Raw genomic sequence first — 16,332 nt, 5'->3', positions numbered from 1 at the left:
AGGTTTTCACCCACGGCTCCGCCGTGAAGCCATTTGCCTGATCTTTGGAGTCTCAATGACGAGAACAACCACTGCCACCACGCCCCGGACCAGTATGGGCCGCGTCGTCGCCGCCAGCCTGATCGGTACCGCCGTCGAGTGGTACGACTTCTTCCTCTACGGCTCCGCCGCGGCGCTGGTGTTCAACAAGTTGTTCTTCCCCAACAGCGATCCGCTCGTCGGCGTGATGCTGGCGTTCCTGACCTACGCGCTCGGCTTCGTGGCCCGCCCCATCGGAGGCCTGGTCTTCGGGCACTTCGGTGACCGGCTCGGCCGGAAGAAGCTCCTCATGGTGAGTCTCCTCCTCATGGGCGCGTCCACCGCCGCCATCGGCCTGCTCCCCACCTACGGGTCGATCGGCATCTGGGCGGCCGTGCTGCTGACCACCTTGCGGCTGGTGCAAGGCTTCGCCGTCGGCGGCGAATGGGGCGGGGCCGTGCTGCTGGTCAGCGAACACGGCTCGGCCGAACGCCGGGGCTTCTGGGCCAGCTGGCCACAGGCCGGCGTTCCGATCGGCAATCTGCTCGCCACCGCCGTCCTGGCGATCCTCGCCGGGACGATGGACGAGGCGGCCTTCCTCGGCTGGGGCTGGCGCATCCCGTTCCTGCTCTCCGCCGCACTCGTCGTCCTCGGGTTCTGGATCCGCACGGCGGTCGAAGACGCCCCGTCGTTCATCAAAGCGAAAGCGCTGGCGGACGCCGGCGAAGCCCCGCGCCGGACACCCGCCATGGAAGCGCTGCGCCGCCACCCCAAGGAAATCGCGATCTGCATGGCCGCCCGGGTAGGAGAAAACGTCTCCTACTACGTCATCACCGCGTTCGTGCTCACCTACGTCACGACCCACCTCAAACTCTCGAGTGGCGTCGTACTGACCGCGCTTCTGGTCGCCAACGCCGTCCATTTGGTGGCGATCCCGTTGTTCGGCGCGCTGTCCGACCGAATCGGCAGGCGGCCGGTGTACCTGGCCGGCGCGCTCGGGATGGGCGTCTGGGCGCCGGTGTTCTTCCAGCTGCTCGACACCCGCCGGCCCCCGCTCATCATCGTGGCCGTGGCCGGTGGCCTTCTCATGCACGCGGCCATGTACGGCCCCCAGGCAGCGTTCTTCGCCGAACAGTTCGACATCAGCGTCCGCTACAGCGCCACCTCCATCGGCTACCAGGTCACCTCGATCGTGGCAGGCTCCCTCGCGCCGATCATCGCCGTCGCGCTCCTGCAGCGCTACGGCACCGGCACGCCGATCGCCGTCTACATCGCCATCGCCGCCGCGATTTCGGTCATCGGCATACTGGCGGCCAAAGAAACCCGGCGCCGCGACATTTCGCGCCCCAGTACATGATGGCCCCCTTCCTTGCGCCTAGCGCAAGGAAGGGGGCCATCATGTACTTCGAGGGTTCGCGCCGTCTCTCAGCGGGGAGTGCTTGACTGCAAGCAAGTAGCGAAGGCCTCCTTCCCTACCTTCAGGGTAAGCAAGGGCCTTCACGGCAACGTGAACAAATGAAACGTCGGAAAGTGTCCTTAAGGACAGACGCCACGTTTGCCTTACCCCTCACGAAGACGCGTGCAGTTCGTGCAGTAGTAGCGCGAGTTGGATTTCGAGCTTCCGGTCCGGAGCTTGCCGATCCGGTCCAGGCGTTGCCCGACGGTGTTGACGTGGACGTGGATGCTGTCCTTCGTGCGGGGAATGCTGCAACCGCTCGCGAAGTAGGCTTTGAGCGTGCGGAGCAATTCTGTGCCACGGCGGTGGTCGTAGTCGAAGACCGGGCCCAGCGTCTCGCGGATGAAGCAGGCGTGATCCGCGTGGTCGGCGAGCACCAGGCCGATGAACCCCAGCTCCGCCATGGAGGCCCCGGTGCCCTCGCGACCCAGCCGGAGCAGCGCGCGCAGACAACGGTTCGCCTCTTGGTAGGCGGCGGCGAGGCCGGGAGGACCGCAGGCCGGGCCTCCTGCCGCGACGGTGATCGGCAGTCCCGTGCTGGAGCCGAGCGTGGCGGCGATGCGGGCGGCGAGCTCCCCAGGCGCGTCGGTGGAAGCCAGTAGGACGTGTTCGGCGTGGATGCCGCTGAGTACGGCGAAGGGGGTGGCTGCCGCGGCCAGGCGTCGCCGGGACATCCCGGTGGCGTGGAAGATCAGTATCGCGTGCGGGGCGGTCAGGTCCACGCCGAGGCGGTGGTCGTCATCAAGGTCAAATGACAAGACGAGGCCTTGCCCTCGGCCTCGAGGGCGCGGATCACCTCGACCTTCCACCGCAGGCGTTCGGGGCCTCGGCACTCCAGGCCGTTCCAAGCGAACTGTCGTGGCCATCCGGGGTGTGCGGGGCATGCGACACGTACCGGCGAGCCCCTTCGCCGGGACCGCTCCGGCCGTCCTCCGCTCCTGGTAGCCCGGGGCCTGCGTCGTCGACAGCTCCTGCCGCTGTCCGGGACTGGTCGACCGTCCTTCGTGCGGCCGTAGAGCGTGAAGGTGCAGGGTCTGCCTCGCCGGTGCGCCACGCCGGCCCCCGACGGAAGGAGCGGCGATGTCCAGCCAGACTGCCGAGCGGGCGACCGGGGGTGAGACCGCGCGATGGCTCCGGTGTGCCGGGTGCGGGACCGTGCTCTACGCCCGGCGGGTCGAGCGGGAACTCGGGGTGTGCCCGGACTGTGGTCACCACCATCGTCTCGCCGCGGCCGAGCGGATCCGCGGACTGCTCGACGAGGGCTCGGTCGTGCCGATCGAGGCGGACCTCGTGGACGCGGACCCGCTGAACTTCACCGACCGGGTGGCCTACCCCGATCGGCGCGCCGCGGCACGGGCCGCGACGGGGTTGCGCGAAGCCGTGGTCTGTGCGCGCGGCACCGTGGACGGGCACCCGGCGGTGCTGGCCGTGATGGACTTCCGTTTCCTCGGGGGCAGTCTCGGCGGCGCGGTGGGAGAGCTGATCACTCGCGCGGGTGAGGTGGCGCTGCGACGTCGTGAACCGTTCGTCATCGTCAGCGCGTCCGGGGGCGCCCGGATGCAGGAGGGGCCGCTGTCGCTGATGCAGATGGCCAAGACGAGTCAGCTCATCGGCAGGCTGGACGAGGCAGGTGTGCTCGTCGTTTCGATCGTCACCGACCCCACTTTCGGTGGAGTGGCCGCTTCCTACGTCACACTCGCCGACGTGATCCTCGCCGAACCCGGTGCCCGCTTGGGTTTCGCCGGGCCCAGGGTGATCGAGCAGACGATCAGCCGCCCGTTGCCGCCGGGATTCCAGACCGCGGAGTTTCTGATGGCGCACGGGTTGATCGATGCCGTGCTTCCGCGTGCCGAGTTGCGCGCCAGGCTGGCGTCGCTGCTGGCGGTGACCGCGAAGGCCGGTGCGCCCAGTTCGTCCACAGTGGACTTCGACGGGGTGGTGCGGAACCCGGACGCGTTACCGGAGGTCGATCCTTGGGTGGCCGTGCGCGACGCCCGCGACATCACCCGGCCCACGGCGTCCGACTACCTCGGTCGCTTGTGCGCTGACTTCGTCGAGCTGCGGGGCGACCGGCTCGGCAAGGACTGCCCGGCGATCCTCGGTGGGCTCGGCCTGCTCGACGGCGAGCCGGTCATGGTCATCGGAGTCCGGAAAGGACACAGCGCCGCGGAGCTGACCGCGGCCGACTTCGGCATGGCTTCACCGGCGGGTTACCGCAAGGCGGCCCGGCTGATGCGGCTCGCGGAGAAGCTCGGCATCCCGGTCGTCACCCTGATCGACACCCCCGGCGCGGCGGCCGGGATCGAGGCCGAAGAACACGGGCAGGCGTATGCGATCTCGGAAAGCATCCGGTTGATGGCGGGGCTCGGCGTGCCGACGGTCGCGGTCATCACCAGCGAAGGCGGCAGCGGGGGCGCGTTGGCGCTGGCCACCGCCGACGAGGTCCTCATGTTCGGCGGTGCGGTCTACTCGGTGATCAGTGCCGAGGGCTGTGCGGCGATCCTGTTCGGTGACGCGGCGAAAGCGCCTGTCGCGGCCCGCGCGATGCGGGTCGACGCCCGGCAGCTGCTCGGTCTCGGCATCGTCGACGGCGTCATCCCCGAGCCGGACGGCGGCACTCAGGCCGATCACGACGCGGCCGCTCGCTCGCTCCGCACCGCGCTCACCGCCGCCCTGCGCCGGCTGCGCGAGCTGGACCCGGACGTCCGCTCGCGGCGTCGTTACGAGCGGTTCCGCGCGTTCGCCGATCACTGATCCGTTCACCGCCTGGAAGAGGAGAAGACCGTGACCGAAGAGCTGCGCCAAAACCACTTGCGCGACGCGGAACTCGACACCGACAGCGTGATCGACCCGTTCGGCCGCCGGGACGACACCCGCGGGCTGGAGCTCGACGGCCCGCACGACATCGTGCCGTTGCTGCGCGAGGCGACCAAGGTCGCGGCCGACCTGCTGGGCAGGGGCGGCCGACCGCCGACGGCGTTGCACGTGCGGGCGGGTTCGGTGTCGATCGACCTGTCGTGGCGTGAGCCCGCGCCCCGGACCCACGCGCCGGTCGCGCCCGCCGTGCCCGACGCCGTCGCGCCCGTCCCCGGGCCGTCCGCCGACCCGGCCGGGCACGTCGTTTCGGCTCCCACCGTCGGGGTGTTCTACCGGTCGGCGTCGCCCGGTGCGGAACCGTTCGTCACCGAGGGCGCGACGGTCACCGCGGGGCAGCAGATCGGGATCGTCGAAGCGATGAAGCTGATGATCCCGGTCGAGTGCGACCGCGGGGGCACCGTCCGGGAGATCCTCGTCGGTGACGGGGAACCGGTCGAGTTCGGCACCCCCTTGCTCACCGTCGACCCCGCCGGCCCCAGCCGGCCCGGAAGTTCAGGAGCGGCATGATCTCCAGCGTGTTCATCGCCAACCGAGGCGAAATCGCGGTCCGGATCGCGCGTGCCGCGCGTGACCTGGGGGTGCGGGTGGTTGCCGGTTGTTCGACGGCGGACCTCGGCTCCGGGGTCAGTGTCCTCGCGGACCGGGTCGTCCACATAGGACCAGCGCCGTCGCGCCGCAGCTATCTCGATGCCGCCGTCACCATCCAGGCGGCGTTGCTCAGCGGCGCCGAGGCGGTCCACCCCGGCTACGGTTTCCTGTCGGAGGACGCCGACTTCGCCGAGGCGTGCGCGGCCGAGGGGCTGATCTTCATCGGCCCGCCGCCCGAGGTCATGCGGCGACTGGGGGACAAGTCCACGGCGCGTGCCGCCATGACCGCGGCGGGGCTGCCTCTTCTGCCGGGCGCTGTCGAACCGGTGCGCGACATCGAGACAGCCCGATGCGTCGCCGAGGAGGTCGGCTATCCGCTGATCATCAAGGCCGTCGCGGGCGGAGGTGGGCGCGGCATGCGGATCGTCACCGAGGAAAGCGACCTCGTTCCCGCCTTCGAGGAGACCACCGCCACCGCGCGGGTGCTGTTCAACGACGGCCGGGTCTACCTGGAGCGCTACCTCGCCGGCGCCCGGCACGTCGAGGTCCAGGTACTCGCGGACGCGTACGGCAACTGCGTGCATCTCGGCGAGCGTGACTGCTCGGTGCAACGCCGTCACCAAAAGCTCATCGAGGAGTCACCCGCCCCCCGGCTGCCGGAAGGCTTGGCCCGGCGCATCCGCGAGGCGGCCGTGCGCGGCGCGCTGGCGACCGGCTACGTCGGCGCGGGCACCTTCGAGTTCCTCGTCGGCGAAGACGGCGAGTTCTACTTCATGGAGGTGAACTGCCGCATCCAGGTCGAGCATCCGGTGTCGGAAATGGTCACCGGGGTCGACCTGGTGCAGGAGCAGTTCCGGATCGCGTCGGGGGAGAGGCTCCGGTGCAAGCAGTCCGATGTGGAACTTCGCGGGGTGGCCATCGAATGCCGCATCAACGCGGAGGACCCGGCGCGCGGCTTCCTGCCGACACCCGGGCTGGTGGAGGAGTTCGTACCGCCCGGCGGGGCGTTCGTCCGCGTCGACACCCACGCGCGCAGTGGTTACCGCATCCCGCCCGACTACGACTCGTTGCTGGCCAAGGTGATCGTGTGGGCGCCCGACCGGTCTTCGGCGATCACCCGCATGCGCAACGCCCTCACTGAACTGCGGGTCCGCGGCAAGGGCGTCCACACCACCGCCGCCTACCTCGACGCGGTACTGGCCGATCCCCGCTTCGCGGGCGCCACTCACCACACCCGCCTGCTGGACGATTTCGACGTGCCGGTCGCCGTGGCCTGACCCGCTTCCACCGGGGCTACAACGAAAATCGTGTGGGCGTACCTACGGTCCGGACATGTCGAACAGCACGCCGCGGCTCGGGCGCGGGACGGCGCCGGAACGGGTGGTCGTGCTCGGCGGGACCGGCTTCCTCGGGCGGAACCTGTGCGCCGCACTGGCGGCGGCCGGAAACGAGGTCATCGCGGTGGCCCGTCGTCCGCCGACGACGACGCCGGGCTACCGGTTCCGGCGGTTCGACGTCCTCGGCGGCGGAGCGGCGGAGCTGGCGGCGCTGCTCGCCGAAGAGCGGGCGACGGCGCTGGTCAACGCGGCAGGGGCGGTCTGGCGCGGTTCCGATCAGGACCTGACCGACGCGAACGCCGCGCTGGTGGACGTCTTGCTCGACGCGCTCGGTCTGCTCGAGGTAGCGCCGCGGTTGATCCAGCTCGGCACGGTCTACGAGTACGGGAATCCCGCCGGTGCCGTCGATCTGCGTGAATGCTCGCCCGCCGCCCCCACCAGCCATTACGGCCGCGGCAAACTGCTCGCCACGGAGGCGGTGCTCGCCAGGGACGGCCGAGCGGTCGTGCTGCGGCTCAGTACGGCCATCGGACCCGGGATGCCGGCGGAGAGTCTGCTGGGCTCGGTGGCCCGCCAACTCGCCGACGCGGAAGGACTCGCCCTGGTCGAGCTTCCGATCCTCCGTGGCCGGGGCGACTTCCTCGACGTGCGGGACGTCGGTGACGCCGTCCTCGCCGCGCTGCGCACGCCGGAAGCCGCCGGCCTGTTCAACATCGGCCGCGGTGAGCTCGTCGGAGTCGGCGAGCTGGTGCGGCGGCTGATCGACGTCAGCGGGGTGCCCGCGCGCGTGGTCACCCGGGCCACCGGAGGTTCCCGGCGGACAAAGGGATTCGAGGAACGGCGGATCGCGCGGGAAGCCGCCGGCCAGGTGCTCGGCTGGGCACCGCGCAGGGCTCTGACCGACGCGCTGCGCACGTTGTGGCACGACATCAGCATCGAACGGAGACGGCACGCATGAACGACCCGGCAACGCAGTCCATCCTGGAACAGACCCGAAAGCTGCATCGCAGCCGCCGCACCGACGGGGCGTTCGTGCCCGGTGTCACCCCTATCCTGGCGTCCGGCGCCGTGCTCGACGAGGACGACCGCGCGGCCATGGTGGCGGAGGCACTGGAACTGCACATCGCCTCCGGCGCCACCGCCCTGCGCTTCGAGCGCGAGTTCGCCCGGGCGCTGAAGCTGCGCAAGGCACATCTGACGAATTCCGGGTCGTCGGCGAACCTGCTCGCGATGAGCGCGCTGACCTCACCGAAACTGGGGGACCGGCGGTTGAAGCCGGGAGACGAGGTCATCACCGTCGCCGCCGGTTTCCCGACCACGGTCAACCCCGTCCTCCAAAACGGCCTCATCCCGGTCTTCGTGGACGTCGACCTGGCCACCTACAACACGACGGCGGACCGGGTCGCGGCGGCCATCGGCCCCCGTACCAAGGCGGTCATGCTGGCGCACGCGCTCGGGAATCCGTTCGAGGTCGCCGAGATCGCGCAGCTCGCGACCGACCACGACCTGTTCCTCGTGGAGGACAACTGCGACGCCGTCTGGTCGACCTACGAGGACCGCTACACCGGCACCTTCGGCGACATGACCACGGTCAGCTTCTACCCCGCGCACCACCTGACGATGGGCGAGGGCGGCTGCCTGCTCACCGACAATCTGGTGCTGGCCAGGATCGTCGAGTCCCTTCGCGATTGGGGGCGGGACTGCTGGTGCCCGCCGGGCGAGGACAACCGGTGCCTGAAGCGGTTCGACCACCGGATGGGCGACCTGCCGCACGGCTACGACCACAAGTACATCTTCTCCCACGTGGGCTTCAACCTGAAGACGACCGACATCCAGGCCGGGCTGGGACTGAGCCAGTTGCGCAAGCTGCCCGACTTCGTGGCGGCCCGCAAGCGGAACTGGCGGCGGTTACGGGAGGGGCTCGACGGCCTGCCCTGGCTCGTCCTGCCGGAGCCGACCCCCAAGAGCGACCCGAGCTGGTTCGGCTTCGTCATCACGGTCGACCCGGCGGCGCCCTTCGCTCGCCGCGATCTCGTTCACTTCCTGGAGTCCCGCCGGATCGGCACCCGCCTGCTGTTCGCGGGGAACCTCACACGGCAACCCGCCTACATCGATCAGCCGTACCGGATCTCCGGGGACCTGAGGAACAGCGACGTGATCACCGAGCAGTCCTTCTGGATCGGCGTCTACCCGGGGGTGACCGGCGAAATGATCGACTACATGGTCGCTTCGATCGGCGAGTTCGTCACCGGGCGTAGCCACTAGGTCGGGGCACCGGCACACGGAGGAAACCACGGATGAGAGTCCTCGCGCTGCCGTCGCCGTCCGCGGCGACACACATCATGGCCATGGTGCCGCTGGCCTGGGCCCTGCGGGCGGCCGGGCACGAGGTGCTGTTCGCCGGTACCCCGGACATCGCCGCGTCGGCCCACGCGGCCGGGTTCAGCTACGCCGGCCTCGGCTCTTCGAAGAACTTCAACCGGGATCTCTATGTCGACCCCGGCGACCGGTTCCCCGTCGAGGAGTGGAAACACCGTGAAACGACGCGGTACGGCCGGTTCCTGGTGGAGATGCTCGCGGACCTGCATTCGGTCTACGCCACCGACGCGCTCGCGGACTACGAGCGCTTCGCCCACGCCTGGCGGCCGGATCTGTTGTTGCCGGACTCGACGGCGCTGATCGGCAGGGTGCTCGGCGGGGTGCTCGACGTCCCCATCGCGACCCACCGCTACGGCGTCGACGCGACGGGCGCGGTGTACCACGACAGGGCGAGGTGGAATCTCGCCCCGTTGTGCGGGCGGCTCGGTCTCGCGGGACTGCCCGACTCGGATCTCGTCGTCGATCCTTGTCCGCCGAGCCTGCAGTCGCTGGAAGCGAGTCCCGGCCTGCGGATGCGGTACGTGCCGTTCAACGGAGCCGGGATCATGGCCGACTGGGCGATGCGACCGCCGGAGCGCAAGCGTGTCTGCATCTGTTTCGGCAAGACGCTGCTCTCGATCTGCGGGCCCCGGCCGCTGGTGCGGGTGGTCGAAGCGCTCACCGGGCTCGACGACGTCGAGGTGATCGTCGCGCTCAGCAAATCCGACGTCGGACTGGCCGGTGAGTTGCCGGAGCGTTGGCGGGTCGTCGAACTCATGCCGCTGGACTTGTTCCTGCCCACCTGTGACCTCTTCATCGCGCTCGGCGGCAGCGGTGCCGCGCTCACGGCGGCGGCACTCGGTGTCCCGCAACTCGTGCTGCCGCAGGTGTTCGACCACTTCGACTGCGCGAGCCGGATCGAGGAGGCGGGCGCGGGCCTGTCCATCGACACTCGGGCGGCGCAGGCGGACATCGGCGGCATCCGGAAGGCGATCACGACCATTCTCGGCGACCCGTCCTACGCGGCTGCGGCCCGGCGGGTGCGAGAAGAGAACGAAGCAGGCCTGACGCCCGCCGACGTGGTCACCAGGCTGGAAAAGCTGGTGGCCGCGCATCGAACGGATGAGAACCCGGCCGGAAAAGCCTTCACCGCCATCCCGGGTTGACATAGTCATAATTTGACTAGTACTTTGATGGCTATCGGGCCTTTCCGGCCGGTCGTCGCACCTCCGTCGTGTCGATGCCACCAGGCGGGAACTGTGTCCGCCTGCCGGGGAAGCCGGCCGACGACAGCACGAACAATTCAGAGGGTGAGACGTAATGGCAGTCGAGGAACGCGTACCGGTTCTGGTCGTGGGTGGTGGTCTGGTCGGGCTGGCCACCACTTTGTTCCTGGCCGAGCAGGGTGTTCGCACCCTGCTGGTCGACAGGCACCCCGGTGCCTCGATTCAGGGCCGGGCCCGCGGGATCAATCAGCGGACCATGGAGATCTATCGCGCGCTGGGCCTGGAAGGGGCCATCCGGGAGGCGGGCAAGCCCTTCGAGGACGATTGGGGCGTCGCTCGTTGTGACACGCTGGCCGGCGAATGGCACTGGCTGTTCAACGACGACGCGCCGCGGATCTGGCCCAACCTCAGCCCCGGCGAGTTCTGCCAGGCCGACCAGAGCGCGGTGGAGCCGATCCTGATCGACGCCGCTCGTGAGCGGGGCGCGGAGCACCGCTTCAACACCGAACTGGTCTCGATCGTCACCGACGACAACGGCGCGACCGCGGTCATCCGGGACCGTCAGACCGGCGTCGAGGAAACCGTGTCGGCCGACTACGTCGTCGCCGCGGACGGTCACCGCAGCCCGATCCGTGAGCAGCTCGGCATCCACCGCACCGGCCCCGGCGTGATCCAGCACTCGGTGAGCATCGTGTTCCGCGCCGACCTGTCGGAGTTCGTGCCGAAGCCGGCGCTGTTCTGGATCATCGTGAACGACAAGGTCGGGGCCGGCCTGGTGACCACGGCCCAGCCGAACCGCTGGGGGATGAGCGTCGGTTACGACCCGGCCGCGGGGCAGTCGATCGCCGACTTCACCACCGAACGCTGCATCGCGGACGTCCGCGCCGCGATCGGCCGGGACGACCTGGAAGTCGAGATCGAAGACGTGGCCGCCTGGGAGCAGGCCATCGGCATCGCCGACCAGTACCGCAGTGGCCGCGTCTTCCTCGCGGGCGACGCCGCGCACGTGTGGCCGCCCGCCGGGGCGATGGGCGCCAACACCGGCGTGCAGGACGGCTACAACCTGGCGTGGAAGATCGCCGGTGTGGTGCACGGCTGGGCGGGCGACGACCTGCTCGACAGCTACCACGTCGAACGTCACACGGTCGCCGTCGAACTGTCCGACCTCGTGGTCAACCGGCAGATGAAGCGCAACAGCGCCGAAGTCGAGGACGACACGACCGACGACCAGCTCTGGGCGTTCGGCCAGCGCTACTGGTCCTCGGCGGTCATCGGCGCCGAGCACGACACCGTGTTCGGCGACACGCTGAGCAAGGTGGCGGAGCCGGGTGTGCGCGCGCCGCACCTGTGGGTCGAGCGCGATGGCGCGCGGTTGTCGACACACGACCTGTTCGGCCGCGGGTTCGTCCTGTTCACCGGCACGGACGGCGCCGAGTGGGTCGAGGCCGCCGCCCAGGTTTCGGACAAGCTTTCCGTTCCGCTGCAGGCTTTCCGGATCGGCGCGGCCGCCGCCGGTGCCGACCTCGCCGACGTGGAGAACGGCTGGGACAAGCGGTACACGGTCGGTGCGGGTGGTGCCGCGCTGGTCCGTCCCGACGGCTACGTCGCCTGGCTGAGCCCGGCGACCGGGCAGCCGGCGGAAGCCTTGACCGAGGCACTCCACACGGTACTGCGCAACGGCTGAAGCTGAGAGAAAGGCGGCCCCGCGGGCGGATTCGAGTGATCCGCCCGCGGGGCCGCTTCGCGTCCACGGCGTTGTCCTTTGTGGACTCCGGGAGCGGGTGGCCTTCGCGGGGTTCCAGCCGGGCTCCAGGAGTGATCGAGGCGAACCGGAGACGCTCGGCTCAGGGCAGCACGAGTTGTCTAGTGGCGTCAAGCCGAACTGATGAGGATGTGGCGATGGTGCACATGACTTCGGGGAGGGGAACCCGCCTGCGCACGTTCGAGCGCGCGGTTTCCGTCCGTATCGCAGAGTCCGCGCTCACCTTGAACGGCGTCCTCCGCATGGAACGGTTGCACCGCTGGCTCACCGTGCGCAAGCTCCAGGAGAAGTTCGACGTCCGACGCATCGCGTTCGAGCAACTGCGGAAGTGGTCGGTGGCGCCGGACACCGGGAACCTGTCCCACGAGAGCGGCAAGTTCTTCAGCGTCGAAGGGCTGTCCGTCGCGGTTTCCGACGGGCCGGTGAAGGAGTGGTCGCAGCCCATCCTCAACCAGCCGGAGGTCGGCATCCTCGGCATTCTCGTCAAGGAGATCGACGGGGTGCTGCACTGCCTGATGCAGGCGAAAATGGAACCGGGCAACGCGGACGGGATCCAGCTTTCCCCGACCGTCCAGGCGACCAGGAGCAACTACAGCCAGGTCCACAAAGGACGCCCGGTGCCCTACCTCCACTACTTCCGCGACACGGCGGGACATCGAGTGCTCGCCGACGTGCTGCAGTCGGAGCAAGGCTCGTGGTTCTACCGCAAGCGCAACCGGAACATGATCGTCGAGGTCACCACGGACGTCGAAGTGATCGACGGGTTCAGCTGGGTCACGATCGGCCAGCTCCACAGCCTGCTGTCGGAATACGACTTGATCAACATGGATGCCCGCACAGTGCTGTCCTGTCTGCCGTTCTCGGCCGCGGGCATCGCGTCGTTGTTCAGCTTCGGCGGGGACGACTTCCAGTCCTCGGTCATCCGCTCGTTCTCCGAGGACAACGGCAGCCTGCACAGTTCCGGCGACGTCCTCAGCTGGATCACCGAGTCCAGGGTGGGCAACGACGTCACGACGAAGCTGATACCGCTCAACGAGACGACAGGCTGGCGGCGGACCAGTCACGCCATCACACACGAGACGGAAGCCTTCTTCGACATCATCGCGGTGGACGTGAGCGCCGAAAGCCGCGAAGTCCAGGGCTGGTCCCAGCCGATGATCTCGCCGCGAGGCACCGGTCTCGTCGCCTTCCTGGTCAAGCGGATCTCCGGTGTGCTGCACGTGCTGGTCAACGCCAGGGTGGAGCCGGGCTACCTCGACGTTGTCGAACTCGCGCCGACCGTCCAGTGCTCCCCGGAGAACTACGATCATCTCCCACCGGACGCGCGTCCGCCCTACCTCGACGACGTACTCGAAGCACCGGCAGACGCCGTGCGGTACGACACGATCCTGTCCGAAGAGGGCGGCCGCTTCTTCGAGGCGCAGAACCGTTATCTCGTGATCGAGGTCGGCGACGGCGAACACGAGGACGTGCGACAGGACTTCCGCTGGTTGACCGTGCACCAGCTCACCGCGCTGATCCGGCACAGCCACTACGTCAACGTCCAGGCCCGCAGCCTGGTCGCCTGCCTGCACAGCCTGTCCTGCGGCCTGCCGGGCGGCAACGGATGAGCGCACGAACGGTGTCGACCGGGCACGACGGCGGTCCGGTCCGGCTCGGGGTGCTCGGGGCCTCCTCCGTCGCGAGGCGCCGGACACTGCCTGCGGTCGCCGCCGCCCCGAACGTCGTGCTTACCGCGATCGCCAGCCGTGACAAGGGGAAAGCCGCGCGGATGGCCGGGGAGTTCGGCTGTGTCGCGGCGGCGGACTACGACGCGGTGCTGGCCAGTGCCGACGTCGACGCCGTCTACCTGCCGCTGCCCGCCGCCCTGCACCACCGCTGGGCACTGGCCGCGCTCGCGGCGGGCAAACACGTCCTGGTGGAGAAGCCGATGGCGACCACCGCCGCCGAAACCTCGGAACTGCTGGACGCCGCCGCGCGCCGGGGGCTGGTGATCCGGCAGAACCTGACCTACCCGCACCACCGGCAGCACGCCACGGTACGAGACCTGGTGGAGGCGGGCCGGATCGGTCCCTTGATGGAGTTCCACAGCGCGTTCTGCATCCCTCCGCTGCCCGCCTCCGACATCCGCCACCGCGCGGAGCTGGGCGGTGGCGCGTTGCTGGACGTGGGCGTGTACCCGATCAGCGCGGCGCGTTTCTTCCTCGGCGACGAACTCGAAGTGGCGGGCGCGGTCCTGCGCTGGGACGCCGAGTACGACGTCGACATGGGCGGGGCCGTGCTGCTGCGGTCGGGCGACGGCCGTACCGCGACGCTGAGCTTCGGCTTCGAGCACGGCTACGGCGCCCGGTACCTGTTGTGGGGCGGCAGCGGCCGGATCAGCGTCGATCGTGCTTTCACCCCACCCGCCTGGCTGGCCCCGGTCGTGCGCATCGAGGAGCAAGATCATGTCGAGGAAATCGTGCTGCCCTCCGATCACCAGTTCCGGAATTCACTCTCGGCCTTCGCCGAAGCCGTGCTCGACGCCCGGAGCACGGGCGCGGATCCCGAGCGGGCGGTTCAAGCCGCTTCGGCGCTCGGCCTGGCCGAACTGCTCGCGCGGATCGGCACCGAGGCCCAGCGGGTCCCCGCGACACGGGCTTCGTGATGGAGATCGTCGGTGACGGGTTCGTCGCGCGCGGCCTCGCCACGCTCGCTTCCCGGCATCCCCGCGTGACGTTGCTGGCCGCGGGTGTGTCCAGCACCCAGGCCGCGGGAAAGGCGGAGTTCGACCGCGAAGCCGAACTGGTCACCGAAGTCCTCCGACGCTGCCGCCGCCAGGGCATGGTGGTCGTTTTCCTGTCGACGGCGTCGCAGGCCATGTACGGCACGACCGGGACACCCGCCGCCGAGCACTGGCCAGTGGCCCCGGAATCGCCCTATGGCAGGCACAAACACGCGCTGGAGCGATGTGTCATGGACTCGTCGGTTCCGTGGCTGGTGCTCCGGCTGAGTCATCTCGTGGGTGAGGGTCAGCGCGCGCACCAGCTGCTGCCGAACCTCATTCACCAGATCAGGTCCGGCACCGTCCGGCTGCGCCAGGGCGCCCACCGCGACCTGATCGACATAGCGGACCTGAGGTACGCCCTGGATCATCTGCTGGAGAAGGAGATCACCGGCGAGGTCGTCAACGTCGCGTCCGGCACGCCCCACCGCGTGGAGTACATCGTGCGGGGGATCGAGGACAGGCTCGGCACGAGCGCCCGGCGGCTGGTCATTCCGGGGCCACCCGCCAGGACGGTGGTTTCGACGGAGAAGCTGTGCAGCCTGGTGCCACAGATCCACTCGCGGATCACTCGCGACCGTTACGCCGAACACCTGCTCGATCGCTATGTCCCTTGTTACTAGGCAGGAGTGTCGAATGCGCGTGCTGTTCACGGTGTCGGGCTGGCGTAGCCACTATTTCCCGATGGTGCCACTCGGCTGGGCACTCCAGGCGGCCGGCCACGAGGTCAGGGTCGTTTGCGCCGCTTCGGAAACACCGCACGTGGCGGCGGCGGGGCTGGTGCCGGTGCCGATCTTGAGCGGGACGGAGCAGCTCGTGCACGCCCGCTGGGTGAACGCCGTCCAGGCCCGGCGTGGGAAGTGGCCGTATCCGACTCCGCCACCGCATCCGGAGACCGGGGCCGAAGTGCGCGATCTCGACGAGATCGATCTGACGGCGGTCACGGCACGGCTGCGGTCGGCGGGCGTGGCCGCGGCCAAGCGCAGCGCGGACAACGTGGTCGCGTTCGCCAGGAGCTGGCGGCCCGGCCTGGTCGTGCACGATCCGATCAGCTTCGAGGGGCCATTGGTGGGCCGGGTGCTGGACGTGCCGTCGATCAACCATCTTTGGGGTCCGGTCGGTCCGGAGGAGATGGTGCTCGCCTTCGCCGGGCTCGACGAGACGGCCGGGATCCACGACCTCGTCCAGTTCGACGACGAGTACGTCCTGAACCGTCCGCTGACCGACGCGCTCGCCCGTTACGGCCTCCCCGATACCGCTCCCGAACCCGGATACGTGCTGGACCCCTGCCCGGTGAGCACCGAGCCCGGTCTCGTTTCCGCCGTTCGCCTCCCGATTCGCTACTTGCCTTACAACGGGCCGGGGGAGCTGCCCGACTGGCTGCCGGAACCGGATCGCGGCAGGCCGCGGATCTGCGTCATCTGGGGTAACTCGTCCCGGCAGATCTTCGGTGACCGGGCGCTCGCGGTCCCCGCGGTCGTCCGGGCATTGACCGACACCGCGGCCGAAGTGGTGGTCGCCGCCAATGCCGCGGACCTGCGGGACCTCGGTCCGCTGCCGCCGAACGTGCGGCCGCTGGAGAACGTGCCACTGCACCTGGTGCTGCCGCGGTGCGACCTCGTCGTGCACCACGGCGGGGCGGGCTCCGCGATGACGTCGCTCGCGGGCGGCGTCCCTCAACTCGTCATCTCGCACGGTTTCGACCAGCACGTGATCGCGCGCCGGATCGAAGCCGCGGGCGCGGGCCGGAGCATCGCCGGGCACGTGGCGAACGAGAACGACATCCGGAAGGCCTCGCTCGAGATCCTGGCGGACCCCGCGTATCTCCGGAACACCGCCAGGGTGTGCCGGGAGCTGCGGGAACGGCCGGCGCCGAGTGAGGTGGTCGGGGTGCTGGAAGAACTGGCGCGACGCCGGACGACGACTACTTCGGGAAAGAGCTGAGG

At 69.4% G+C, this 16,332-nt stretch carries 13 protein-coding genes; 12 read left to right on the top strand and 1 reads right to left on the bottom strand.

Annotated features, from left to right (window positions below):
- Window positions 1-55: 55 nt before the first annotated feature.
- Entirely contained in the window at window positions 56-1,375 is a 1,320-nt protein-coding gene (locus tag AVL48_RS03505) for an MFS transporter (RefSeq protein WP_061983617.1), read from the top strand.
- 203 nt (window positions 1,376-1,578) lie between these two features.
- Here the strand turns inward: AVL48_RS03505 and AVL48_RS03500 are convergent, their stop codons facing one another.
- On the bottom strand, window positions 1,579-2,196 hold the full coding sequence (locus AVL48_RS03500; protein WP_061983618.1) for a PucR family transcriptional regulator: 618 nt from the start codon (window positions 2,194-2,196) through the stop codon (window positions 1,579-1,581).
- Between the two features lie 358 nt (window positions 2,197-2,554).
- Here AVL48_RS03500 and accD point away from each other — a divergent pair, with 358 nt between their 5' ends.
- The 11 genes from accD (at window position 2,555) to AVL48_RS03445 (ending at window position 16,330) form a co-directional block, all read left to right on the top strand.
- A complete protein-coding gene (gene accD, locus AVL48_RS03495) occupies window positions 2,555-4,228 on the top strand; it encodes an acetyl-CoA carboxylase, carboxyltransferase subunit beta (protein WP_061983619.1) in 1,674 nt (557 codons plus the stop codon).
- A 30-nt stretch (window positions 4,229-4,258) separates the two neighbouring features.
- Window positions 4,259-4,858, top strand: a complete 600-nt coding sequence (locus AVL48_RS03490; RefSeq protein ID WP_061983620.1) for an acetyl-CoA carboxylase biotin carboxyl carrier protein — start codon at window positions 4,259-4,261, stop codon at window positions 4,856-4,858.
- Complete coding sequence (locus AVL48_RS03485; RefSeq protein ID WP_061983621.1) at window positions 4,855-6,216, top strand: acetyl-CoA carboxylase biotin carboxylase subunit; 1,362 nt, start codon at window positions 4,855-4,857, stop codon at window positions 6,214-6,216. The genes AVL48_RS03490 and AVL48_RS03485 overlap by 4 nt, the downstream gene beginning before the upstream one ends.
- A 55-nt stretch (window positions 6,217-6,271) precedes the next feature.
- Window positions 6,272-7,234 carry an NAD-dependent epimerase/dehydratase family protein gene (locus AVL48_RS03480; RefSeq protein ID WP_061983622.1) on the top strand — a complete coding sequence of 321 codons (963 nt, stop codon included), beginning with the start codon at window positions 6,272-6,274 and terminating at the stop codon, window positions 7,232-7,234.
- Window positions 7,231-8,541 carry a lipopolysaccharide biosynthesis protein RfbH gene (rfbH, locus tag AVL48_RS03475; RefSeq protein WP_061983623.1) on the top strand — a complete coding sequence of 437 codons (1,311 nt, stop codon included), beginning with the start codon at window positions 7,231-7,233 and terminating at the stop codon, window positions 8,539-8,541. The genes AVL48_RS03480 and rfbH overlap by 4 nt, the downstream gene beginning before the upstream one ends.
- Before the next feature lie 32 nt (window positions 8,542-8,573).
- Complete coding sequence (locus AVL48_RS03470; protein ID WP_061983624.1) at window positions 8,574-9,800, top strand: nucleotide disphospho-sugar-binding domain-containing protein; 1,227 nt, start codon at window positions 8,574-8,576, stop codon at window positions 9,798-9,800.
- Between the two features lie 154 nt (window positions 9,801-9,954).
- A complete protein-coding gene (locus AVL48_RS03465; RefSeq protein WP_061983625.1) occupies window positions 9,955-11,544 on the top strand; it encodes an FAD-dependent oxidoreductase in 1,590 nt (529 codons plus the stop codon).
- Window positions 11,545-11,759: 215 nt separating this feature from the next.
- Entirely contained in the window at window positions 11,760-13,232 is a 1,473-nt protein-coding gene (locus AVL48_RS03460) for an NDP-hexose 2,3-dehydratase family protein (protein ID WP_082857532.1), read from the top strand.
- A complete protein-coding gene (locus AVL48_RS03455) occupies window positions 13,229-14,269 on the top strand; it encodes a Gfo/Idh/MocA family protein (protein WP_061983626.1) in 1,041 nt (346 codons plus the stop codon). The genes AVL48_RS03460 and AVL48_RS03455 overlap by 4 nt, the downstream gene beginning before the upstream one ends.
- A complete protein-coding gene (locus AVL48_RS03450; RefSeq protein ID WP_061983627.1) occupies window positions 14,269-15,009 on the top strand; it encodes an NAD-dependent epimerase/dehydratase family protein in 741 nt (246 codons plus the stop codon). Before AVL48_RS03455 ends, AVL48_RS03450 begins: the two co-directional genes overlap by 1 nt.
- A 13-nt stretch (window positions 15,010-15,022) precedes the next feature.
- Window positions 15,023-16,330 (top strand): nucleotide disphospho-sugar-binding domain-containing protein, encoded by a 1,308-nt coding sequence (locus AVL48_RS03445; protein WP_061983628.1) that lies wholly within the window; start codon window positions 15,023-15,025, stop codon window positions 16,328-16,330.
- Window positions 16,331-16,332: the final 2 nt, after the last annotated feature.

It is taken from the genome of Amycolatopsis regifaucium (assembly GCF_001613935.1).
Taxonomy (GTDB): domain Bacteria; phylum Actinomycetota; class Actinomycetes; order Mycobacteriales; family Pseudonocardiaceae; genus Amycolatopsis; species Amycolatopsis regifaucium.
Note: the sequence above shows the minus strand (reverse complement) of the source record. Positions and strands in the feature narration are given on the sequence as shown.